Source organism: Nocardia jiangsuensis, assembly GCF_042650385.1.
Taxonomy (GTDB): Bacteria; Actinomycetota; Actinomycetes; order Mycobacteriales; family Mycobacteriaceae; genus Nocardia; species Nocardia jiangsuensis.
In genome coordinates, this window is the sequence record NZ_JBHSAX010000014.1 from 587,496 (window position 1) to 609,893 (window position 22,398).

Sequence of the window (22,398 nt, forward strand, 5' to 3'; positions counted from 1 at the left end):
CATACAGGAGTTTTCCTCGATGCCAGAAGTTGAACGGCACAAGTACGACGTGGTGGTCATCGGCGCGGGTGGCGCCGGGCTGCGCGCGGTGATCGAAGCACGGGAGAACGGCTACAGCGTCGCGGTGGTCTGCAAATCCCTGTTCGGCAAGGCACACACGGTCATGGCGGAGGGCGGCTGCGCCGCGGCCATGGGCAACGCGAACGCCAAGGACAACTGGCAGACGCACTTCAAGGACACCATGCGCGGTGGCAAGTTCCTGAACAACTGGCGGATGGCCGAGCTGCACGCGCAGGAGGCCCCGGACCGGGTGTGGGAGCTGGAAAGCTATGGCGCGCTGTTCGATCGCACCCCGGACGGGCGGATCAGCCAGCGCAACTTCGGCGGCCACACCTACCCGCGGCTGGCGCACGTCGGCGACCGCACCGGGCTGGAGCTGATCCGCACCATGCAGCAGCGGATCGTCGCGCTGCAGCAGGAGGATTTCGCCGAGACCGGCGACTACGAGTCCCGGATCAAGGTCTTCGCCGAGTGCACGATCACCGAGCTGCTCAAGGAGGGCGAACGGATCTCCGGCGCCTTCGGCTACTGGCGCGAGTCCGGCCGCTTCGTGCTCTTCGAGGCACCGGCGATCGTGCTGGCCACCGGCGGGGTCGGCAAGTCCTACAAGGTGACGTCGAACTCGTGGGAGTACACCGGCGACGGCCACGCACTCGCCCTGCGCGCGGGCGCCTCGCTGATCAACATGGAGTTCCTGCAGTTCCACCCGACCGGCATGGTCTGGCCGCCGAGCGTCAAGGGCATCCTGGTCACCGAGGGCGTGCGCGGCGACGGCGGGGTGCTGAAGAACACCGACGGCAAGCGGTTCATGTTCGACTACATCCCCTCGGTCTTCAAGGGGCAGTACGCCGAGTCCGAGGACGAGGCCGACCAGTGGCTGAAGGACAACGACTCGGCCCGCCGCACCCCCGACCTGCTGCCCCGCGACGAGGTCGCCAGGGCGATCAACTCCGAGGTCAAGGCCGGGCGCGGCACCGAGCACGGCGGCGTCTTCCTCGACATCGCCTCCCGGCTGCCCGCCGAGGAGATCCGGCGCAGGCTGCCGTCGATGCACCACCAGTTCAAGGAGCTGGCCGACGTCGACATCACCGCCGAGCCGATGGAGGTCGGGCCGACCTGTCACTACGTCATGGGCGGGATCGAGGTGGTCCCGGACACCGGCGCCGCCACCGTGCCCGGGCTCTTCGCGGCGGGGGAGTGCTCCGGTGGCATGCACGGCTCCAACCGGCTGGGTGGCAATTCGCTCTCCGACCTGCTGGTCTTCGGCCGCCGGGCCGGACTCGGCGCCGCCGAGTACGTGCGGTCGCTCGGCGAACAGCGGCCGGTGGTGACCGACGAGGACATCACCGCCGCCGCGCAGGCCGCGGTGGCCCCCTTCGATCCGCCGGAGACCGGCCAGGGCGAGAACCCGTACACCCTGCACACCGATCTGCAGCAGGTGATGCACGACCTGGTCGGCATCATCCGCACCGAGCAGGAGCTGCACCAGGCGATCGGGCGGCTGGAGCGGCTGCGCGAGCGGTACGCCGAGGTCACCGTGGAGGGGCATCGGCAGTTCAACCCGGGCTGGCACCTCGCGCTCGACCTGCGGAACATGCTGGTGGTGAGCGAATGCGTGGCGCAGGCCGCGCTGCTGCGCACCGAGAGCAGGGGCGGGCACACCCGCGACGACTACCCCGGCATGGACCCGGGCTGGCGGAACACCCTCCTGGTCTGCGAACTCGACGGCGACGACCGCGGCGCCACCGTGCCCGGCGTGGCCGTGCGCCCGGCCGACCAGGAGCCCATGCGGGCGGATCTGCTCGCGCTCTTCGAGGTCTCCGAGCTGGAGAAGTACTACAAGGGAATCGAACTGGCGGGACACCCGGAGAACGCGCGCCCTGCCCCGGAAGGCGAGGCCTGACATGGGATACGACGCCCAATTCCGCGTGTGGCGCGGTGACACCGACGGCGGCGAGCTACGCGACTTCACCGTCGCGGTGAACGAGGGCGAGGTGGTGCTCGACATCATCCACCGGCTGCAGGCCACCCAGGCCCCCGACCTCGCGGTGCGCTGGAACTGCAAGGCGGGCAAGTGCGGCAGCTGCTCGGCCGAGGTGAACGGCAGGCCGAAGCTGCTCTGCATGTGCCGGATGTCGACCTTCACCGAGGACGAGGTCATCACGGTGACCCCGATGCGCACCTTCCCGGTGATCAAGGACCTGGTCACCGATGTCTCGTTCAACTACGAGAAGGCCAGGCAGATCCCCTCGTTCACGCCGCCCGCGGATCTGAAGCCCGGCGACTACCGGATGAAGCAGGTGGACGTCGAGCGCTCGCAGGAGTTCCGCAAGTGCATCGAGTGCTTCCTCTGTCAGGACACCTGCCACGTGGTGCGTGACCACGAGGAGAACAAGGCGGCGTTCGCCGGGCCGCGCTACCTCATGCGGATCGCGGAGCTGGAGATGCACCCGCTGGACGTAGCCGACCGGCGGGATCTGGCGCAGGAGGAACACGGCCTCGGGTACTGCAACATCACCAAGTGCTGCTCCGAGGTGTGCCCGGAGCACATCGCGATCACCGACAACGCGCTCATCCCGATGAAGGAGCGCGTGGTCGACCGGCGGTACGACCCGATCGTCTGGCTCGGGAACAAGCTCTTCCGCCGCTGAGCGCGGGGTGGTCGCGCTACAGCAGCGCGACCACCCCGACGGCCACCGCCCACACCAGCGCACCCACGAAGAGCGCGGAGAACAACGAACCGGTGAGCACGAATACGCCCACCGATGCCACGGCCACCAGCAGTCCCACGATCAACCACTCCACCCAGTAGCGGGGATGCGGCGTCCGGTACCGGGGTGGGGAATTCTTCAACCCACGGTCCATGAAGACAGGGGTACCCGAACGGCTTTCCGGGCAAACCGGCAGTGTCAGCTCGGCGGGTCGAACTCGCCGTCCTGCACGCCCGCGGTGAAGGCGTCCCACTCGCCCGGCGTGAAGATCAGCACCGAGCCGTGCGGGTCGCGGCCGTCGCGCAGCGCGACGTGCCCCTCGGCCAGGAATGCCACCTCGACAACGGCTTCGCTCTCCGGCGTCGTGCCCGAGGCCGACTGCCAGCGCGCGCCCGTGATGTCGACCTGCGCGCCCTCGCCGATACTCATGCCGCGTACTCCTTCGCTACCCGCCGCAGCAGGTTCCGGCTGGATGGGATGTCGAGCGCCGAGCCGCGCAGGCACTCGTGCGCCGCATCGTACCGCCGGATGTCGCGCTCGGACTCCAGATACAGTCCGCCGGTGAGCCCTTCGGTGTACACCACCGGCGGCTCGATCGACCTGCCCCTGCGGTCCGCGCCGAAATCGAGCAGGGTGAACGGCGCCACCGTCCCGCCCACCGGCGCCCCCGCCGCGAACGGGAGCACCCGCAGCCGGACATTGGCCCTCGTGCTCAGATCGGCCAGGTGCCGCAGCTGGGCCGCCATCACCCGCGGCCCGCCGACCAGCCTGCGCAGCACCGATTCGTGCAGCACCGCGTCGACCGTCGCGGGCAGCGACTTCCTGGTGATCAGGCTCTGCCCGCGCAGCGTGCGCTGCACCTTCTCCTCGGCGCCGCCTGCCAGCGCGCGCAGGTACTCCGCGGTGCGGAAGAGCACCGGCACCAGGTCCGGCTGGTACGTGCTGAGGTGCCGCGCCGACGCCTCCACCCCGCGGTACACCTCGAAGTGCTCCGGAATGAGCTCACCGAAGGCGTGCCACCAGTGCGTGTCCGCGGTCTGCCTGGCCAGCCCCTCCAGCCCGAAGGCGATCTCGTCCGGGATGCCGTAGACCCGGCACAGCTCGCGGATGTCGATGGTGCGGATCCGGTCCGCCTGTCCCTTCTCCAGCCGCTGCAGCGTGGTCGCGCCCCACTCCATCAGCCGCGCCGCTTCCGCGATGGTCAACCCCGCCCGCGTGCGCCACTCGCGCAGGTGCCTGCCGAGCTGCCTGCGCGGCAGCGTCGACGAATCGTGCTGCGCAACCACCCGTTCCGGCGCCGGATACCGCTCCGCGCGCCCCACCCCCGCCGGTCTCGTCGCCACCCCACACACTCCGTTCCGTGCTTGTCGCATCTCGGCAGTGCCCCGGGACCCTCGTCCACTACGGATATTTTTCCCCTACGGAGCGGATTCTGTGCTGGGAATTCGCGGAATACCAGCGCAGTGCGCCGATATCCGACATCTACTCGGCATTTCACTGGTGTGCTAGATGTGTGCCGTGCCCCCTCGAACCGGAGGTGACCGTGTCGTTGACCGATTTCAATCCGCGCCTCGCGGCTCTCTACACCTGCGCCGCCGACCCCGGCCCGCTGACGCCGGAGCAGGCGCACACCGCCATGCAGCTGCACCTGGACTGCACCGTCGACGAGTGCCTGGCGCGCAGACGGGCGCGGCGCACCCTGGTCGAGGCCGGGCGCTGTGTCCTCGAAGCGCGCGCCCTTCCCTCCTAGTGCCAGGTGTGGTCGGTGAGCGGGCTGCGCGGGGCGAACTTGGGGCGGTGTGCCTGGCCGCTGATCTCCAGCAGCCGGACCGCGCGGTAGCGGTGCGGGCGTAGCGGTTCGAGGTACTCGACCATGCCCGCGTCGTCGAGCGGGCGGCCGAGCAGGGTCCAGCCGACGACGGCGGCGAGGTGGTAGTCGCCGATCGAGAGCGCGTCCGGGTCGCCGTAGGCGCGCTGGGCGACCTCGGCGACGGTCCAGACGCCGATTCCGGGGAGGCTGCGCAGTCTTTCGCCCGCCGCGGCGGGGTCGAGGGCCGCGGTGCGGTCGACGGCGGCGGCGGAGCGGGCGGCGCGGACGATGGTGGCCGACCGCTGCGGGCCGACATTCGCCTGGTGGTAGGCCCAGGAGGGGATGTGTTGCCAGGTCTCCGGTGCGGGCGGGAGCAGGAGGTCGCCGGTGCCGGGGGCAGGCTCGCCGTAGCGGCGGACCAGGGCGCGCCAGGAGCGGCGGGCGGAGATGGTGTGCACCTTCTGCTCCAGGATCGCCGGGACCAGCGCCTCGAACACCAGGCCGGTGCGGAGCATGCGCAGGCCCGGGTGGCGGCGGTGCGCCTCGGCGATCTTGGGGTGCTCCGGGGTGAAGGCGTCGACACACTCGTCCAGGCAGAGCATGTGCTCGAGACCGGTCAGGAACTCGTCGGCGCCGGGGCCCCACGCCGTCGCCCGCACGGCGGTACGGCTCGCCTGGTGGAGGCGGTAGGTGACCGGGCCGGTGGGGAGGCGGGAGGCGTGCCAGTGCGCACCGTCGGGGGTGACGCGGTGGCAGGGGTCGCCCGTGCCGCGGGAGAGGGGGGCGAGGGTGGTGCCGAGGTCGAACGGGCGGTCGGTGCCGACGGTGCGGGTCGATCCGGCCGCCGTGGCGGGCGCGCGACGATGATCACCCCTGGTCACCCCGGCTTGCCGTCGCACCGGACCATTGTGCGCGGCCCGGCGCGACGGCACCCGCGCGGCCCTCTCCGAGCGCGCCTGCCGCCATACCCCGGCACCGAGCGCGCGGGCGGTCCGCGGGGTGGACTCCGGACATCTGTGGAAGCCGGCAGTGCCGGGTAAATTCCGGAATCATGGTTTCCGCTCGACGGCCACGCCAGGACTCCGCAGAACGGCGTGCGCGAATCGCCGAGGCCGCGTTGCGCGTGCTCGGCGAGCAGGGCCCTCGAAAACTGACCCATCGCAATGTCGACGCCGCCGCCGAACTTCCGCCCGGATCGGTCAACTACCACGCGCCGAATCGGCTGCGCCTACTGCAGATGGCGGCCGACGAGCTCTTCGAACAGGACATGCGGATCGCGGCCAGGCACTTCTGGGAGCCGCACCCGCGCGCGCTCTTCACCGTCGCGGTCGCGGTGATCACCGAGATGACCGCGCCGGCGGCCAGGTACCGGGTGGTCGCCAGGCACCACCTGCTCGCCGAGGCGCGCACCGACGAGGAGCTGCGCAGGCACTTCGACGACAACCGCGCCGCCTTCGTCTCGCTGGTCAGGCAGGGGCTCGCCGATTCCGGGCTGGAGATGACCACCTCGGCCGCCGAGCTCTGCGTCATCACGCTGGACGGCCTGGTCAACCGGCAGGTCTTCTTCCCCGGCACCGCGCTGACCGAAGCCGAGGTGCGGCGCCTGGTCGCGCTGCTCGGCAAGGCGACCGGTCCCGGCTCGCGGTGATCGTGCTGTGATCTGTCGCCGTATTCGCGCCGATCGGTAACGCCGCGTGTGACTTCGACGATATCGACGTGATCGGCAAACTACCGGCAGTCGGTTCACGAAGGGTTATGCGCGATGATCACGAACCTGCTCAATTTCCTGCTCGACGGCGTCGGCGGCTTCGCCGCGGGTAGCTCCGGCTACCACATTCAGCCCGGCACCCTCCCCTTCGGGAGCTGAGACCGGCGTCGGCTCCCCACCGCAGCGGGGGGCCGGCGCCGTGCTCAGTGTTCCCAGAGGAACTGGGCCAGGTGGCAGGCTTCGCCCCCCGCCAGCTCCGCGGCCTGGGTCCGGCAGGAGAAGCCGTCGGCGAGCAGGATCGCGTCGGCCGGGGCCGCCTCCAGGGCCGGGAGCAATCCGTTTCCGGCGATGGCGACGGAAATGTCGAAATGCCCGGCCTGCATTCCGAAATTGCCGGCGAGGCCGCAGCAGCCACTGATCTCGTGGAGCTGCACACCCATTGCGGCTAATATCTGGCGATCTGCCGCGAAGCCCGCGGTGGCGTACTGATGACAGTGCGGTTGCACCACCACGGTTCGGCCGTCCCGGCGTGGCGGGGTCCACTCCGGGTGCGCGAGCAGGAATTCGGCGAGAGTGCGCACCGCGGCGGCGGTGGGGGCCGCGCGCGGGTCGTCCGGGAGGAGTTCAGGCAGGTCGGCGCGGAGTGCGGCGGTGCAGGAGGGCTCCAGCCCGACCACCTGGCCGCCCGCCCGGATGTGTGTTTCCAGTTCGTCGAGCGTGTCCAGGAGCCGGGTGCGGGCGGTGTCGAGCCGGCCGGTGGTGATCCAGGTCAGCCCGCAGCAGACGCGGCGCTCCGGGAGCCGCACCCGGTAGCCGAGCGATTCCAGCAGTCCGATGGCGGCGGTGGCGATGGCCGGGTCGAAGGCATCGGTGAAGGTGTCGATCCAGAGCAGTACCTCGGTGCCGGTGCCGGTGCCGCGCCGTGCGCGGTCCACCCGCCGCTCGGCCAGCGCGGGGATCCGGCGGCGCGGGTCGATTCCGGCGGCGCGCAGGCCGATTCGGCGCAGCGGGCCGATGCCTGCGAGTGCGTTCGCCAGCCGCGGCACGCGGCCCGCGAGGGCAAGCCAGCGCGGCAGCCCGCCCAGCGTGTAGTGGTCGATCGGGCGCAGTTTCCCCTGGTACCTGCGGTATAGGACTTCGGATTTGTAGGTCGCCATGTCCACCCCGGCCGGGCAGTCGTTCGCGCAGGCGCGACAGGAGAGGCACAGGTCGAGCGACTCGTGCACCTCCGGGCCGGTGATCGGGAGCGCGCCGCGCACCACCTCCTGCAGCACCCGCGCGCGGCCGCGGGTGCTGTCCTTCTCGTCCGCGGTGGCGCGGAACGAGGGGCACATGAAGCCGCCGGAGTCCGCGCGGCACGACCCGACCCCGACGCAGCGGTGCACGGCCGTGGCCAGGTCGCCGCCGTCTCCGGGCAACGCGATCCCGCGCGCAGGCACCGGCGTCAGCCCGGCCACCCGCAGGTCGGCGTCGATCGGGCTCGGCGCGACCAGCACTCCGGGATTGAGCACCCCGCCCGGGTCGAAAAGCGCCTTGAACTCGCCGAATGCCTCGAGCACGGCGGGGGAGTACATGCGCGCGAGCAGCTCCGAGCGGGCCCGGCCGTCGCCGTGCTCGCCGGAGAGCGAACCGCCGTGCCGGACAACCAGATCGGCGGCGTCGAGCAGGAAGGCGCGGAAGCGGCGCGGTGCCTCGGCGATCGGCAGGTCGAGCCGGACGTGGATGCAGCCGTCGCCGATGTGCCCGTAGAGCAGCCCGTCCACGCCGTGCTCGGCGGTGAGCGCGCCGAATTCGCGCAGGTAGGCGCCGAGCCGCTCGGGCGGGACGGCGGCGTCCTCCCAGCCCGGCCAGGCCGGCTTGCCGTCGGGGGAGCGGCCCGCGAGCCCGGCGCCGTCGGCGCGGATCTGCCAGAGCGCGGCGGTGGCGGTGCGGTCGGTGACGATCGTGCTGTCGACCGCACCGGCGGCGCGGCAGAGTTCGCGCGCGGCCTCGCGGGCGGAATCCGCGGTGTCGCCGCTGGTCTCGACGAAGAGCCAGGCGCCGCCGCGCGGCAGCTCGGGCACGGTGCCGCGCTCGGCGCGCACCACGTCGACCAGCCTGGCATCGATCCCCTCGACCGCGGTCGGCCGGACGGCGAGCACGGCGGCGACGTCGTCGGCGGCGGTGGCCATATCCGGGTACCCGAGCACGGTGAGTACGGTCGCGCCGGGCAACGGGACCAGGTCGACGGTGGCGTCGAGCAGGATCCCGCAGGTGCCCTCGCTGCCGACGAAGGCCCGCGCGACCGCCGAGCCGCGCTCCGGGAGCAGGTGTTCCAGCCCGTACCCCGAGGCCTGGCGGTCGAAGCGGCCCAGATCGGTGCGGAGCAGCGCCAGGTGTGCCCGGGTGAACTCCGGCAGCCCGGGGAGCACCGCGAGGTCGGTGCCGAGCAGCCGCTCCGCGCCGGTGCCGTCCAGAATCCGCAGCGTGCGCACGTTGTCCGCGGTGCGGCCCCAGGCCACCGCGCGCGGGCCGCAGGCGTTGTTGCCGATCATGCCGCCGAGCGTGCAGCGGCTCTGTGTGGAGGGGTCGGGGCCGAAGCGGAGGCCGTGCCGCGCGGCCGCGCGCTGCAACCGCCCCAGCACCACGCCCGGCTGCACCGTGACCTGCCCGCCGTCCGGATCGATCGGCCCGATGGCCTGCATGTGCCTGCTGAAATCCAGCACCAGCCCGGTGCCGACCGCATTCCCCGCCACCGACGTCCCCGCGCCCCGCGCCGTCAGCGGCAGCCCGTGCTCCGCGGCGAACGCCAGCGCCGCCGCCACATCCGCGTCGTCGCGGGGGAAGACGACGGCCGTCGGCGGCACCCGGTAGTTCGAGGCGTCCGAGGAGTACTCGGCCCGCCGCCGCGCCGACCCGTCCACCTCGCCGCGCACCCGCGCGGCGAGCGCCCGAGCGATGAGTTCTGGCTCGTCCGGCCGTCCTTTCACCTGCACCAGGGTAGGCCCGGCCGGAAATGGCTTGCTCTCAACCTTTGTTGAGGTCTTAGTGTCGGTGGCCCGGAGTCCAATGGGCTCCGAGTGGGAGAGGAGCGATCGGATGAGCATCGAATCCGTGGCGTGGAGCCAGATGTACCGGCAGATGAGCGCGCCGGACGAGCGGCGGCCGTTCCGGCGGACGACGGCGGCGCGCATTCTGCGGTTCGCCACGCCGCATCGGCGCAGGATCGGGCTGTTCCTCGGGTTCAGCGTGCTCTCGGCGCTGATCTCGGTGGCGACGCCGGTGCTGGCCGGGCGGGTGGTGAACGACATCGTCGGCGGGGCGGCGGCGCGGGTCGTCGTCACGGTGGCGCTGGTGATCGGCGCGCTGGCGGTGGTCGATGCCGGGCTCGGGTTGGTGGTGCGGCGGCTCTCGGCCGGGATCGGCGAGGGGTTGATCCTGGATCTGCGGACCGCCGTCTTCGACCACGTGCAGAAGATGCCGGTCGCCTTCTTCACCCGAACCCGCACCGGCGCGCTGGTGAGCCGGTTGAACAACGATGTGATCGGCGCGCAGCGGGCCTTCAGCGACACCCTCTCCGGCGTGGTCACCAACCTGGTGACGCTCGGGCTCACGCTGGTGGTGATGATCGGGATCTCCTGGCAGATCACGCTGCTCGCGCTGCTGCTGCTGCCGGTGTTCGTGCTGCCTGCGCGCCGGATGGGCACGAAGCTGGCCGGGATTCAGCGCGAGGCCGCGGATCTGAACGCCGCCATGAGCACGCAGATGACGGAGCGGTTCTCGGCGCCGGGGGCGACGCTGGTCAAGCTGTTCGGGCGGCCGGAGCAGGAGTCGGCGGAGTTCGCGGTGCGGGCCGAGCGGGTGCGCGACATCGGGGTGCGCACGGCCATGCTGCAGACCGTCTTCGTCACCGCGCTCACGCTGGTCTCGGCGCTGGCGGTGGCACTGGTCTACGGGCTCGGCGGCTGGTACGCGCTGCGCGGGCAGCTGGACGCGGGCGCGGTGGTCGCGCTCTCGCTGCTGCTGACCAGGCTGTACTCGCCGCTCACCGCGCTGGCCAGCGCGCGGATGGAGATCATGTCCGCGCTGGTGAGCTTCGAGCGGGTCTTCGAGGTGCTGGACCTGACACCGCTCATCGAGGACGCACCCGGCGCGGTGCCGGTGCCCGACGGGCCGGTCGCGGTGGAGCTGGACGGGGTCGGGTTCGGCTACCCGTCGGCGGACAAGGTGTCGCTGGCCTCGCTGGAAGAGGTGGCGACGCTGGACAGCAGGGGCGGCGTCCCGGTGCTGCACGGGGTCTCGCTGCGGGCCGAGCCGGGGCGGATGGTCGCGCTGGTGGGCTCGTCGGGGGCGGGTAAGTCGACGATCGCGCAGCTGGTTTCGCGGCTCTACGACGTGGATTCCGGTGCCGTCCGGCTGAACGGGGTGGACATCAGGGAGCTGAGCACCACCTCGATCCGGGACACCGTCGGGCTGGTGACCCAGGACGGGCACCTGTTCCACGAGACCATCCGGGCCAACCTGCTGCTGGCCAGGCCGGAGGCGAGCGAGGACGAGCTGTGGTCAGCGCTCACCCGGGCGCGGCTGCTCGAACTGGTGGAGTCGCTGCCGGACCGGCTGGACACGGTGGTCGGCGAGCGTGGGTACCGGCTCTCCGGTGGCGAGCGGCAGCGGCTCACGATCGCGCGGCTGCTGCTCAAGCAGCCGCGCGTGGTCATCCTCGACGAGGCCACCGCCTCGCTGGACTCCACCTCGGAGGCGGCCGTCCAGGAGGCGCTGACCGAGGCCCTCGAGGGGCGCACCGCGATCGTGATCGCGCACCGGCTCTCCACCATTCGCGCCGCCGACGAGATCGTGGTGCTCGAGCACGGGCGGGTGGTGGAGCGGGGAACGCACCAGCGGTTGCTGGCCGCCGAGGGTCGTTACGCCGAGCTGTACCGCACGCAGTTCGCGGACGAGGTCGTCAGCGTGAACTGACCGCGGCGGGCGGGCGGTCCGGCTCAGAACTCGACAGCGAAGACCGTGCGGCCCCGGTGGGTTCCGTCCTGGATCGAGCGGAGGACCTGCTCGGCGTCGGTGATGGGGGCGACGTCGGTGAGGGCGGACAGGTGCCGCGGGCGGAGTTCGCCGCCGAGCTGGGCCCAGATCTCCCTGCGGTGCTCGATCGGCAGGTTCACCGAGTCGATGCCGAGCAGCGAGACGGCGCGCAGGATGAACGGCATGACCGTGGTCGGCACCCCTGGCCCGCCGGTCAGCCCGCTGGCCGCGACCACACCGCCGTACCCGATGGCGCTCAGGATGTACGCGAGCGAGGCGCCGCCGACGCTGTCGACGGCGCCCGCCCAGCGCGCCGAGGTGAGCGGGCGCGGCTTGGCCTCCGGGTCCTCGGGGAGCCTGCCGATCACCTCGTCGGCGCCGAGCTCGGCGAGCAGGTCGTCGGCGTCGGTCTTGCCGGTGGAGGCGATGACCTCGAAGCCGAGCCCACCGAGGATGTCGATCGCGATCCCGCCGACCCCGCCGGTCGCGCCGGTGACGAGCACCGCGCCGTCGTCCGGGGTGAGGCCGTTGTCGAGCAGGGCGCGCACGCTGAGCGCGGCGGTGAAGCCGGCGGTGCCGATGGCGGCGGCGTCCCGCGTGCTCAGCCCGTCCAGCTTCACGACCCAGTCGGCGGGCACCCGGGCCAGCTCGGCGAAGCCGCCGTTGCGCGAGACACCGAGTTCGTAGCCGTGCGCGATCACCTGGTCGCCGGGCGCGAAGGCCTCGTCGTCCGAGGCGACGACCTCGCCGGCCAGGTCGATCCCTGGCACGATCGGGTACTGCCGCACCACCCCGCCGCGCGGCGTGATGGCAAGGGCGTCCTTGTAGTTGGCGCTCGAGTAGTGCACCTCGATCGTCACCTCGCCGTCCCCGAGGAAGTCGTCGCCGACCTCCTCCCTGGAGAGGACGATCGCACCGTCCGAAGCGTTGGCCACCATCGCCGAGAAGGTCATGGCGGAAGCATACGAGGGGCTCAGGCGGGAACGAGTTCCAGGCGCACCCCGAGCAGCCGCACCGGACGGTCCAGCTCGAACCGGTCCAGCACCGCCACCGCGGTCTCCGCGATGAGCGCGACATCGGCGCTCGGCACCGCCAGTTTGCGCTGTTTGCTGCGGGTGAAGAAGCTGCTGGTCCGCACGGTGACCGAGACCCTGGTGCTGACCCGGCCCGCCGCCGCCAGCTCCTCGGCCAGCGCGGTGGCGAGCCGCGCGACCTGGGCTCGGATCTCCACCGGATCGGTCAGGTCGGCCGGGAAGGTCTCCGACCTGCTGCGCCCCACCGCGGCCCTCGGCTCGGTGCTGACCTCGGTGTCGCCCCGGCCGTTGCCGAGTGCCAGCAGGTAGGGGCCGGTGTTCGGGCCGAACTCCGCGGCCAGCCGGTCCCGGTCGGCGGCCATGAGGTCGGCGACCGTCTCGATGCCGAGCGCGGCCATGCGCGCCGCGATCCGGCGGCCGACGCCCCAGAGCGCGTCGGTGGGCCGCTGCCCCATGACCTCGACCCAGTTGCCGGCGGTGAGCCGGAAGGTGCCGGTGGCGGCGCCTGCGCGGTGCTCCGGCTCGGCGCCGGGGTTGGCCGCCGACGCCTTGCCGATCGACTTGGCGAATCCGGTGGCGAGCTTGGCGGTGAGCTTGTTGTCGCCGATCCCGATCGAGCAGCCGAGCTCCAGTTCCGCGATGGCGGCGCGGATCGCGGCGGCGAGCGCCTCCGGGTCGTCGGTGTCGGCGGCGAGGAAGGCCTCGTCCCAGCCCCAGACCTCGACCCGGCCGGGGAAGCCGCGCAGCACCGCCATGACCTCGTCGGATGCCTCGTCGTAGGCGGGCGGGTCGAGCGCGAGGAAGACGCCGCCGGGGCACTTGCGCCGCGCGCTGCGCAGCGCCATCCCGGCCCGCACACCGAAGGCCCGCGCCGGGTAGGAGGCGCAGGTGACCACCTTGCGCGGCTCGTCCGGGTCGCCGTTGCCGCCGACGATCACCGGGAGGCCGCGCAGCTCCGGGTGGCGGCGGAACTCCACCGCCGCCTGGAACTGATCGAGGTCGACGTGCAACAGCCATCGGGCCACCACCCCGTCTTACCGCACACCTGGCGTTTCCGGGGTCGGACAGAATATTATTCTGGTTGTGCGGATTCGAGATCGGTTGCTGCTCGCCGCGGAGCAGCAGTTCGCCGAGCGGGGCGTGCTGGAGACGACGCTGGCCCAGATCCGGGAGGCGGCGGGGGCAAGCGTCGGCGCGCTGTACCACCACTTCCCGGACAAGGCCGAGCTCTACCGGCAGGTCTGGAGCGCTGCGCTCGCCGATTTCCAGGCCCGATTCCGGCAGGCGGTGCTGGCGAGCACGGATGCGCGCGGCGGGGTGACCGCCGGGGTGCGCGCGCACCTGGAGTGGGTCACCGAGCAACCGGCGCGGGCGGCGGTGCTGTTCGGCGCGGCGCCCGCCGGAGCGAAGGAACAGGAGGGAAATCGGGAGTTCCTGCTCGACGTCGTCCGCTGGTGGCGCACGCACGCCGGGTACGGGGCGGTCCGCGAGCTGGAGTTCGACCTGCTCTACGCGCTCTGGCTCGGGCCGGCCCAGGAGTACGCGCGGCACTGGCTGGCCGGGGCCGTCCGCCGGCCGCCTGCCGAGGTCGCCGGCGAACTCGCCGCCGCCGCATGGCTCACCCTGCAGAACCCGGATTGATCGGAGCAACCATGGTCGTACTCGATGCCACCTCCGCGCGCGAGGTGCTGGACCGCCAGCCCTTCGCGCGGCTCATCGGCACCGAACTGCTCGCCTTCGGCGACGGCGTCGCCAGCCTCGCCATCCCGATCCGCCCTGAACTCGGGCAGCAGTTCGGCTTCGTGCACGGCGGGGTGCTCGCGTACCTGGCGGACAACGCGCTGACCTTCGCGGCGGGCACCGTGCTCGGCTCGAATGTGCTGACCGGCGGATTCAGCATCACCTACCTGCGCCCGGCGGCCGGGACGCGGTTGCGCGCGGAGGCGCGGGTCACCGGGGCCACCCGGCGGCAAGCGGTGGTGCACTGCGAGATCCGCAGCGAGGACGGGGGCGCAGAGCCGGTGCTCTGCGCGGTCGCGCAGGGGACGACCAGGGCGGTCGAGCGCGAACTCGGCTGAGCCGCGGCCGTCGCCGGGTACGCACGCCCGGACCCGCGGGCGACCTCCCCGACACCGGAAGAGACCGGGCCACGAGGGGTGGCCCGGTCTCTCCGGCTCCGGGATCAGGCGGTGGCGGCGAAGGCCGGACCGTCCAGCGCCGGTTCGGCGACCGGCTCGATGGCGTAGCCGAGGATCTCCGCCACGTCCGCGACCGGGCGCACGTCCAGCGCCTCGAGCACGTCGGCGGGGACCTCGTCCAGGTCGGGCTCGTTGCGGGCCGGGATGAAGACCGTCTTCAGCCCGGCCCGCTGCGCGGCGAGCAGCTTCTGCTTCACCCCGCCGATCGGCAGCACCCGGCCGTTCAGCGTGACCTCGCCGGTCATCCCGACGTCACCGCGCACATTCCGGCCCAGCGCCAGCGAGACCAGCGCCGTCACCATGGTGACGCCCGCCGACGGCCCGTCCTTCGGCACCGCGCCCGCCGGGAAGTGGATGTGGATGTTGCGATCCAGCACCGCGGGCTCGATCCCGATCTCGGCCAGGTGCGAGCGCACGTAGGTCAGCGCGATCTGCGCGGATTCCTTCATGACGTCGCCGAGCTGCCCGGTCAGCGTCAGCGAGCGCTCGCCATCGGCCGAGTTGGCCTCGATGTAGAGCACGTCGCCGCCAGCGCCGGTGACCGCGAGCCCGGTCGCCACGCCCGGCACCGAGGTGCGCTCCATGGAGTCCGGGGTGAAGCGCGGCCTGCCCAGGTACTCCTTCAGCTCGCCGAGCCCGATGGTCAACGGCCCGGAGCCGTCGGCCGAGAGCTTGGTGGCCGCCTTGCGCAGCCCCTTCGCGATCAGCCGCTCCAGCTGGCGGACGCCTGCCTCGCGGGTGTAGTTCGCCGCCATCTCGCGCAGCGCCGCGTCGGTGATCGTCACCTCGTCACCGGTCAGGGCGTTGCGCTCCAGCTGTCGCGGCACCAGGAAGTCGCGCGCGATGGCGACCTTGTCGTCCTCGGTGTAGCCGTCGACCGTGATCAGCTCCATGCGGTCGAGCAGCGGGCCGGGGATGGTGTCCATGACATTGGCCGTCGCGACGAACAGCACGTCGGAGAGGTCGAGATCCAGGTCGAGGTAGTGGTCGCGGAAGGTGTGGTTCTGCGCGGGGTCGAGCACCTCGAGCAGCGCGGCCGCCGGGTCGCCCCGGTAGTCCGAGCCGACCTTGTCGATCTCGTCCAGCAGCACCACCGGGTTCATCGACCCGGCCTCCTTCATGGCGCGCACGATCCGGCCGGGCAGCGCGCCGACGTAGGTGCGCCGGTGCCCGCGGATCTCCGCCTCGTCCCTGACCCCGCCGAGCGCGACCCGGACGAACTTCCGGCCCAGCGCCCGCGCCACCGACTCGCCGAGCGAGGTCTTGCCGACACCGGGCGGGCCGACCAGCACCAGCACCGCGCCCGAGCCGCGGCCACCGACCACCTCGAGCCCGCGCGCGGCACGCCTGGCGCGGACCGCCAGGTACTCGACCATCCGGTCCTTGACCTCGTCCAGGCCGTGGTGGTCGGCGTCCAGCACCGCGCGGGCGGCGGTGACGTCGGTGTTGTCCGTGGTCCGCGCGGTCCACGGCAGGTCGAGCACGGTGTCCAGCCAGGTGCGGATCCAACCCGACTCCGGGCTCTGGTCGCCTGCCCGCTCCAGCCTGCCGACCTCGCGCAGCGCGGCCTCGCGCACCTCGTCCGGGAGCTCGGCGCCCTCGACCCGGGTGCGGTAGTCGTCCGCGCCGTCCGGCTCGTCCTCGCCCAGCTCCTTACGGATGGCGTTCAGCTGCTGGCGCAGCAGGAACTCGCGCTGCGTCTTCTCCAGGTTCTCCCTGACCTCGTCCCCGATCTTCTCGGTGACCTCGGCCTCGGCGATGTGCGCGCGGGTCCACTCGATGAGCCTGGTCAGCCGGGCCGCCGGGTCCGGGGTCTCCAGCATCTCGCGCTTCTGCTCGCCGGTCAGGTAGGAGGCGTAGCCCGCGGTGTCGGCGATCTCGGAGGGCTCGGTCAGCTGGTTCACCGCGTCGATGATCTGCCAGGCCTCGCGCCGCTGCAGCACCGAGACCACGAGCTTCTTGTATTCGTCGGCCAGCTCCCTGGTACGGCCGTCCGCCTGCGGAAGTTCCACCGGCTCGGCCTCCACCCAGAGCGCGGCACCGGGCCCGGTCACCCCGTGCCCGATCCGGGCGCGGCGCTCGGCCTTCAGCACCGCGGCGGGCGCGCCCCCGCGCAACCTGCCGACCTGTTCGACGGTGGCAACGACGCCGTACGTCGCATACCCCTCGTCCAGCCGCGGTGCCACCAGCACCTGGCCTTCCTTCGCGGCGCGCGCGGCATCGATCGCCGCCTGCGCCGATTCGTCCAGTTCGATGGGCACGACCATGCCCGGCAGCACGATCGGATCGGTCAGGAACAGCACCGGCAGGTTCCGAGGTGTAGTCACGATAACGACCCTTCTGAAAGTTGAGCTACGCCCACTCAACCCAGGGGGGCCGACCTTTGTTCCGGACCGATCCGGTGTTCGCCGAGGGCGAAGCCGGGCTCGCGGTGCGCCGAACTCACCGCAGTGCGCGATCGAGCAGCGCCCCGAGCTCGCGCAGGTGCCGCGCGTCCGCCGCGGCGTCGTAGCTGGCCAGGTCGCGCTGGGTGAAGCCGTGCGCGGCGCCCGCGTAGACCTCGGCCCGGTAGCGCACCCCGGCCGCGTCCAGCGCCTTGTTCAGCCGCTCGATCTGCTCCGGGGGCAGCGAGGGATCGTTGTCGGCGTGGCCGAAGTACAGCTCGGCGGTGATCCGGTCGGCGCCCAGGTGCGGGCTGTCGGCGGCGTCGCTCGCCAGCCTGCCGCCGTGGAACCCGGCCCCGGCGGCGACCCGATCCGGGTAGGCGGCGGCGGTGTGCAGCACCAGCGCGGCTCCCATGCAGTAGCCGGTGAGCCCGACCGGCCCCGCCGCCACCTCGGGCGCGGCGGCCAGCCAGTCCAGGTGGGCGCCCGCGTCGCGGAGCGCGAGCTCGGGGGTGAGCTGCTCCATCAGCGGGCGGATGCGGTCGAAGACCCTGTGCCGGTTGCTCGGATCGACGACGGCGGGCAGCTCGACCACCGGCGCGCGCCCGGCGCGGTAGAAGAGGTTCGGCACCAGCACGGCGTAGCCGCGGGCGGAGACGGCCTCGGCGATCTCGATGAGCGCGGGGCGCGGGCCGAAGGCGTCCGGGAAGAGCAGCACGCCGGGGTGCGTGGCGGAGCCGGGGTGGACGAACAGCGCGTCCGCGGTGCCGTCCGGGGTGGTGATGTCGACGGTCTGAATCGGCACGGGGTTCTCCTTCATCCGGCGGTGTCGTGGCGCGTTGACACCGGTTCGAGCGCAATGAGAATGTTGGGGCCCTGATATCTCACCACCCGGCAGGACCGAGGGGGATCGCGCCGTGACTGCTCTCGCCTCCGGGCTCTTCATCGACTGGGAAGAACTCACCGGGCAGTCGAAATTCGTGGTCGAGCTGATCACCTTCCCGATCTTCGCCGGGCTGGCCGGATGGCTGACGAACTGGACCGGCGTGCTCATGCTCTTCTGGCCGCTGCAGTTCCGCGGCGTGCGGATTCCAGGGCTCTCGGTGCTCTACCCGTACTTCCCGCGCCGGGTACAGGTGCTCCCGACCTTCTCCGGCGACGGCAAGCGGCTCGGCTTCCAGGGCTTCATCCCGGCCCGCGCGGAGAAGATGGCCAGCATCTGCGTGGACATGGCGATCATGCGGATCGGCAGCCCGAAGGATTTCATCCGCGAGCTGGACCTGGACGGCATCGCCGACTACATCGCGGTGCTCGCGCGCGAGCAGGTCGAGCCGCTGGTCGACGAGCTGATGGAGCGGGAGAATCCGGAGCTCTGGCGCAGCCTGCCGCGCGCGGTGAGGCAGCTGCTCTACCAGCGGGTGGACCGGGAGCTGCCCGCACTGTGCAGGCGGGCCTTCGAATCGCTCGGCGACAATGTCGACCAGCTGATCGACATCAAGAGCTTCGTCATCCGCTACCTGCGGCAGAACCCGACCATCCTCAAGGACCTGACCACCACCATCGCGGCGCCGGAGCTGCGCTTCATGGTGAAGATCGGGCTGCTCGGCGCGCCGTTCGGGCTGCTGCTCGCGCTCTACCTGCACCTGCACCGGACGCTGCCGGTGATCAGCGCGATCCCGGCCTGGGCGGTGGTCCTGCTCGCCTCCGCCGCGATCGGCGTCGTGGTGAACATGATCGCGGTGAAGATGGTCTTCGAGCCGGGCGAGCCGCAGCCGCGCTACCGGTACCTGTGGCGGCAGGCGCTGCTGGCCAAGCGGCAGCCGCAGGCCGCCGTCGACCTCGCGCACATCCTGGCCTACCAGGTGCTCACCCTGCCGAACCTCTCCGCCGAGCTGCTCGACGGCCCGAACGGCGACAAGACCAGGCAGCTGCTGGAGCGGTTGATCGCCGAGGAGATCAACCGGCAGCTCGGCCGCACCACCTCGGTGGTGCGCGCGGCGTTCGGGCGCAAGCAGTTCGACAACCTCAAGGTCACCGCGGCGGGCGCGGCGGTCGGGCTGGCACCGACGCTGGTGGAGGACACGGAGTTCGCCCGCGAGCAGGCGGACAAGATCGACGAGTTCGCCGCGCGCAAGCTGGTGCTGATGAGCCCGGGCGAGTTCATGGAGATGTTCTACGCCTCGGTGGAGCAGGACGCCTGGCTGCTGTACCTGCACGGCGCGGTGCTCGGGCTCGGCGTCGGCGCGATCCACCTGATCCTGTTCGGCTGGTGAGATAAACAAGCACGTGCGCTTGTCTTTATCGGCGGGCGCTGCGATGCTGGGTCGCATGGCCGACCTGGACGCGCTGCTCGCCGACTTCGCCGATGAATCCGCCGAGCTGGAACGCCTGGTCGCGCCGCTCGACGCGGAAGGCTGGCGGCTCCCAACCCCCGCGCCCGGCTGGACCATCGCGCACCAGGTCGGCCACCTGGCCTGGACCGACGAGGTCGCCACGCGCTCCGCCACCGACCCGGACGGTTTCGCCCGAATGCTCACCGAGGCGGCCCCGCGCGTCGCCACCTTCGTGGACGAGGGCGCCGAGGAGGCCGCGGCCGCCCCGCCCGCCGAGCTGCTGCGGCGCTGGCGCGACGGCCGTACCGCCCTGGTCGCGGCGCTGCGCGCGGTGCCGGAGGGCGCGAAGGTGCCGTGGTTCGGCCCGCCCATGCGGCCGGGTTCGATGATCACCGCCCGGCTCATGGAGACCTGGGCGCACGGCCAGGACGTGGCGGACGCGCTCGGCGTCGCCAGGGAGCCGACGCACCGGCTGCGCGCGGTGGCGCACATCGGCGCCCGCACCCGCGACTTCGCCTACACCGTGCACGGCAGGACCCCGCCCGCGGCCGAGTTCCGCATCGAGCTGACCGCGCCGGACGGCGCGCTCTGGAGCTGGGGGCCGGCCGACGCCGAGCAGCGGATCACCGCCCCCGCGCTCGACTTCTGCCTGCTGGTGACACAGCGCAGGCACCCGGACGACCTGGCGGTGCGGGTGGTCGGCGCCGATGCGGCGGAGTGGCTGACGATCGCGCAGGCCTTCGCCGGGCCGAGCGGGGCCGGGCGGGCCGCGGGCCAGTTCGGCTGAGTCACAACGGGGATTCCCACAACCGTTGTGGCTTCGCTGGGGGGCCGGCGAGCGTCACGTCGATGTGCGCCGTTCGTGGCGACGGCCGGACGCCGTTGGCCGGAAGTCTGCGGGGCGGGTCGAGCACGACGCTCGCCGACTACCCGGGATTTACCCGCTCTGTGCATGATCGAAACCCGTTGCGCACCCGCAGCCAGCACAATGGGAGCGGCATACCCCGGCTCACCCGGGGGTATGCGCGTCCCGTCCGGGTTCCGTAGCCTGGACGCGCGTCCGGCTTCCGACGATGCGGGCCGGCCGCGACCACAGAACCGAAGGGGAGTTCGGTACGCAGGGAGAGGAACGCATCGTGACCGAGAACCACAGCCCGGGCAAGCCCCGGCCGGGTCCGGAGATCCTGACCGTGACCCCGCGCCGCGGCATCGCCCGCACCACCGCCATCGTCCTCGCGGGCACCGCGAGCATCGCGCTCACCGCCGCCGCGGGCGCCTACGTGGTGAACAACCTGCCCGACCGCACCCCCGGCGCCATCGCCGCCGCCCCGGCCCGGCCGGAGCCGCCCGCGGCGCAGCCGCTGCACCGCCCCGCCGGGCCGAACCGCCCGTTCACCAGCTCCGCGCTCTTCGAGCGCCGGGACACGGTGGCGATCGCGGGCACGGTGACCGCCCGGCCGGAGACCGCGGAGGTCGTGCAGCCCGCCCTCCGGCCCGAACCGCCGACGGCACCGCAACCGGCCGTCGACCGCACGGTGCGGGTCGGCTCCGCCTACCTGGACGCCCACATGGGCGAGTCGGCCTCCGGCGGCATGACGCTCACCGTGGATACCAACGCCACCTTCGCCGCGCTCACCGGCGGCCGGGTCGATCCGCGCGATGTCACGACGCTCCGCACGGAGATCGGCACCGGCGGTTCGGTCACAGTGACGTTCAGTGATCCGACGCTCGGCGACCACGATCTCCGGCTGGAGCGCACCGAGGTACCGGCCCGCGTCACCACCTGACCCCGGTGCACCCGCGGCGCCCGGCATCTGCTGAGCTGAGAGCCGTGACCGCCGCGCCCCGCTCCGCCGAGTACGACTTCTGCGTGATCGGCGCGGGCATCGTCGGCGTGGCGACGGCGCACCGGATTCTGCGGCGGCACCCGGGCGCGTCACTGCTGCTGCTGGAGAAGGAGCGGGCGGCGGCCACCCATCAGACCGGGCACAACAGCGGCGTCGTGCACTCAGGCATCTACTACGAGCCGGGCAGCCTCAAGGCGGAGCTGTGCCGGCGCGGTGCGCGCTGGACCGTCGAATTCGCCCTCGCCGCGGGCATTCCGGTCGAGGTGTGCGGGAAGCTGCTGGTGGCAACGGATTCGGTGGAGCACGAGCGGATGCTCGCGCTGCACCGGCGCTCGGCCGACAACGGGGTCGAGGTGGAGCGGCTCGACGCCGCCGAGCTGGCCCGCCGGGAGCCGCGGATCCGCGGTGTCGGGGCACTTTTCGTGCCGAGCACGGCCATCGTCGACTACCCGGCCATTGTCCGCGCGCTGCTGGCCGATGTCGTCGCGGCGGGCGCGGAGGTGGTGTACGGCGCGGCGGTGACGGCGATCGCCGAGACCGCGGAGCGGGTGACCGTCGCCGGCCCCGCAGGCTCCTGGACGGCCAGGCGGCTCGTGGTCTGCGGCGGGCTGCAGGCCGACCGGCTGGCGCGCATCGCGGGGCTGCCCGCCGACTTCCGCATCGTGCCGTTCCGCGGGGAGTACTACCGGCTGCCCGCCGAGCGCGCGGAGCTCGTGCGCACGCTGATCTACCCGATCCCGGACCCGGCGCTGCCCTTCCTCGGGGTGCACCTGAGCCCGACCATCCACGGCGAGCTGACCGTCGGCCCGAACGCGGTGCTCGGGCTGGCCAGGGAGAAGTACCGCAAGTGGTCGGTCGAGCCGCGCGATCTGCGCGCGGTGCTCGGCTACCGCGGTTTCCACCGGCTGGCCCGCGAGCACGTCCGCACCGGCGCGCGCGAGCTGCGCAATTCGATGTTCCGGCGCGGGTACCTCGCCGAGTGCAGGCGCTACTGCCCCGAGCTCGAGCTCGCCGACCTGCGACCGCACCCGGCCGGGATCCGGGCCCAGGCGGTGCTGCCGGACGGCACCCTGGTGCACGACTTCCTGCTCGGCCGGACCGCCCGCTCGGTGCACGTCTTCAATGCCCCGTCACCGGCCGCGACCTCGGCCATGCCGATCGCCGAGCACATCGTCGACCAGCTGGACTCACTGGCCTCCGCACCGGCGCCGGGGCGCTGACCAGCAAGAAAAGAGCCGACCGCCCAGTTCGTGATCTTCGGATTCCCCCGGCGAATTCCTCGAATAAAGAGGATTGC

20 protein-coding genes are annotated in these 22,398 nt (G+C 72.1%); 11 read left to right on the forward strand and 9 right to left on the reverse strand.

Going from position 1 to position 22,398, the window contains the following annotated elements; all coding sequences use genetic code 11:
- Positions 1–19: 19 nt before the first annotated feature.
- Together ACFO0B_RS17100 and ACFO0B_RS17105 are read left to right on the forward strand one after the other, a co-directional pair.
- On the forward strand, positions 20–1,963 hold the full coding sequence (locus ACFO0B_RS17100) for a fumarate reductase/succinate dehydrogenase flavoprotein subunit (protein WP_378613458.1): 1,944 nt from the start codon (positions 20–22) through the stop codon (positions 1,961–1,963).
- A 1-nt stretch (position 1,964) separates the two neighbouring features.
- Positions 1,965–2,711, forward strand: a complete 747-nt coding sequence (locus ACFO0B_RS17105; protein WP_378613459.1) for a succinate dehydrogenase/fumarate reductase iron-sulfur subunit — start codon at positions 1,965–1,967, stop codon at positions 2,709–2,711.
- A gap of 16 nt (positions 2,712–2,727) precedes the next feature.
- Here the strand turns inward: ACFO0B_RS17105 and ACFO0B_RS17110 are convergent, their stop codons facing one another.
- The 3 genes from ACFO0B_RS17110 to ACFO0B_RS17120 are packed head-to-tail and all read right to left on the reverse strand — an operon-like array spanning position 2,728 to position 4,114.
- A complete protein-coding gene (locus ACFO0B_RS17110) occupies positions 2,728–2,925 on the reverse strand; it encodes a hypothetical protein (RefSeq protein ID WP_378613460.1) in 198 nt (65 codons plus the stop codon).
- Positions 2,926–2,969: 44 nt separating this feature from the next.
- Positions 2,970–3,200: a DUF397 domain-containing protein gene (locus ACFO0B_RS17115; protein WP_378613461.1), complete on the reverse strand. Its 231-nt coding sequence runs from the start codon at positions 3,198–3,200 to the stop codon at positions 2,970–2,972.
- Positions 3,197–4,114, reverse strand: coding sequence for a helix-turn-helix domain-containing protein (locus tag ACFO0B_RS17120; RefSeq protein WP_378613462.1), 918 nt, complete (start codon positions 4,112–4,114; stop codon positions 3,197–3,199). The genes ACFO0B_RS17115 and ACFO0B_RS17120 overlap by 4 nt, the downstream gene beginning before the upstream one ends.
- Before the next feature lie 200 nt (positions 4,115–4,314).
- On the opposite strand from ACFO0B_RS17120, the gene ACFO0B_RS17125 reads away from it, so the two are divergent.
- Positions 4,315–4,521, forward strand: a complete 207-nt coding sequence (locus ACFO0B_RS17125) for a hypothetical protein (protein ID WP_378613463.1) — start codon at positions 4,315–4,317, stop codon at positions 4,519–4,521.
- On the opposite strand, the gene ACFO0B_RS17130 is transcribed toward ACFO0B_RS17125, so the two are convergent.
- Positions 4,518–5,480, reverse strand: a complete 963-nt coding sequence (locus ACFO0B_RS17130) for a DNA-3-methyladenine glycosylase family protein (RefSeq protein WP_378613464.1) — start codon at positions 5,478–5,480, stop codon at positions 4,518–4,520. The two genes, ACFO0B_RS17125 and ACFO0B_RS17130, sit on opposite strands and share 4 nt — an antisense overlap.
- Positions 5,481–5,632: 152 nt before the next feature.
- Between ACFO0B_RS17130 and ACFO0B_RS17135 the strand changes: the two genes are divergently transcribed.
- Positions 5,633–6,229, forward strand: coding sequence for a TetR/AcrR family transcriptional regulator (locus ACFO0B_RS17135; protein WP_378613465.1), 597 nt, complete (start codon positions 5,633–5,635; stop codon positions 6,227–6,229).
- Positions 6,230–6,492: 263 nt separating this feature from the next.
- Here ACFO0B_RS17135 and ACFO0B_RS17140 read toward each other — a convergent pair whose 3' ends face one another.
- Positions 6,493–9,258, reverse strand: coding sequence for an FAD-binding and (Fe-S)-binding domain-containing protein (locus ACFO0B_RS17140; RefSeq protein ID WP_378613466.1), 2,766 nt, complete (start codon positions 9,256–9,258; stop codon positions 6,493–6,495).
- 109 nt (positions 9,259–9,367) lie between these two features.
- Here ACFO0B_RS17140 and ACFO0B_RS17145 point away from each other — a divergent pair, with 109 nt between their 5' ends.
- Positions 9,368–11,245: an ABC transporter ATP-binding protein gene (locus ACFO0B_RS17145; RefSeq protein ID WP_378613467.1), complete on the forward strand. Its 1,878-nt coding sequence runs from the start codon at positions 9,368–9,370 to the stop codon at positions 11,243–11,245.
- A 23-nt stretch (positions 11,246–11,268) separates the two neighbouring features.
- Here ACFO0B_RS17145 and ACFO0B_RS17150 read toward each other — a convergent pair whose 3' ends face one another.
- Together ACFO0B_RS17150 and ACFO0B_RS17155 are read right to left on the reverse strand one after the other, a co-directional pair.
- Positions 11,269–12,258 carry an acrylyl-CoA reductase family protein gene (locus ACFO0B_RS17150; RefSeq protein ID WP_378613468.1) on the reverse strand — a complete coding sequence of 330 codons (990 nt, stop codon included), beginning with the start codon at positions 12,256–12,258 and terminating at the stop codon, positions 11,269–11,271.
- A 20-nt stretch (positions 12,259–12,278) separates the two neighbouring features.
- Positions 12,279–13,364, reverse strand: coding sequence for a DNA polymerase IV (locus tag ACFO0B_RS17155; RefSeq protein ID WP_378613469.1), 1,086 nt, complete (start codon positions 13,362–13,364; stop codon positions 12,279–12,281).
- Positions 13,365–13,422: 58 nt separating this feature from the next.
- Here ACFO0B_RS17155 and ACFO0B_RS17160 point away from each other — a divergent pair, with 58 nt between their 5' ends.
- Together ACFO0B_RS17160 and ACFO0B_RS17165 are read left to right on the forward strand one after the other, a co-directional pair.
- Entirely contained in the window at positions 13,423–13,980 is a 558-nt protein-coding gene (locus tag ACFO0B_RS17160) for a TetR/AcrR family transcriptional regulator (RefSeq protein ID WP_378613470.1), read from the forward strand.
- A gap of 11 nt (positions 13,981–13,991) precedes the next feature.
- On the forward strand, positions 13,992–14,417 hold the full coding sequence (locus tag ACFO0B_RS17165; RefSeq protein ID WP_378613471.1) for a PaaI family thioesterase: 426 nt from the start codon (positions 13,992–13,994) through the stop codon (positions 14,415–14,417).
- A 104-nt stretch (positions 14,418–14,521) separates the two neighbouring features.
- On the opposite strand, the gene lon is transcribed toward ACFO0B_RS17165, so the two are convergent.
- Both lon and ACFO0B_RS17175 read right to left on the reverse strand, forming a co-directional pair.
- Positions 14,522–16,804: an endopeptidase La gene (gene lon / locus ACFO0B_RS17170; RefSeq protein WP_378613837.1), complete on the reverse strand. Its 2,283-nt coding sequence runs from the start codon at positions 16,802–16,804 to the stop codon at positions 14,522–14,524.
- Between the two features lie 175 nt (positions 16,805–16,979).
- Positions 16,980–17,726: a dienelactone hydrolase family protein gene (locus tag ACFO0B_RS17175; protein ID WP_378613472.1), complete on the reverse strand. Its 747-nt coding sequence runs from the start codon at positions 17,724–17,726 to the stop codon at positions 16,980–16,982.
- A 112-nt stretch (positions 17,727–17,838) separates the two neighbouring features.
- Here ACFO0B_RS17175 and ACFO0B_RS17180 point away from each other — a divergent pair, with 112 nt between their 5' ends.
- The 4 genes from ACFO0B_RS17180 to lhgO all read left to right on the forward strand — a co-directional run bounded on the left by ACFO0B_RS17180 (position 17,839) and on the right by lhgO (position 22,321).
- A complete protein-coding gene (locus ACFO0B_RS17180) occupies positions 17,839–19,194 on the forward strand; it encodes a hypothetical protein (RefSeq protein ID WP_378613473.1) in 1,356 nt (451 codons plus the stop codon).
- 55 nt (positions 19,195–19,249) lie between these two features.
- Complete coding sequence (locus ACFO0B_RS17185; protein WP_378613474.1) at positions 19,250–20,041, forward strand: TIGR03084 family metal-binding protein; 792 nt, start codon at positions 19,250–19,252, stop codon at positions 20,039–20,041.
- Positions 20,042–20,390: 349 nt separating this feature from the next.
- Positions 20,391–21,041, forward strand: a complete 651-nt coding sequence (locus ACFO0B_RS17190) for a hypothetical protein (RefSeq protein ID WP_378613475.1) — start codon at positions 20,391–20,393, stop codon at positions 21,039–21,041.
- A gap of 44 nt (positions 21,042–21,085) precedes the next feature.
- The gene (gene lhgO, locus ACFO0B_RS17195) at positions 21,086–22,321 is read left to right on the forward strand and encodes an L-2-hydroxyglutarate oxidase (protein ID WP_378613476.1); all 1,236 of its coding nucleotides are present in this window, start codon (positions 21,086–21,088) and stop codon (positions 22,319–22,321) included.
- Positions 22,322–22,398 lie beyond the last annotated feature (77 nt).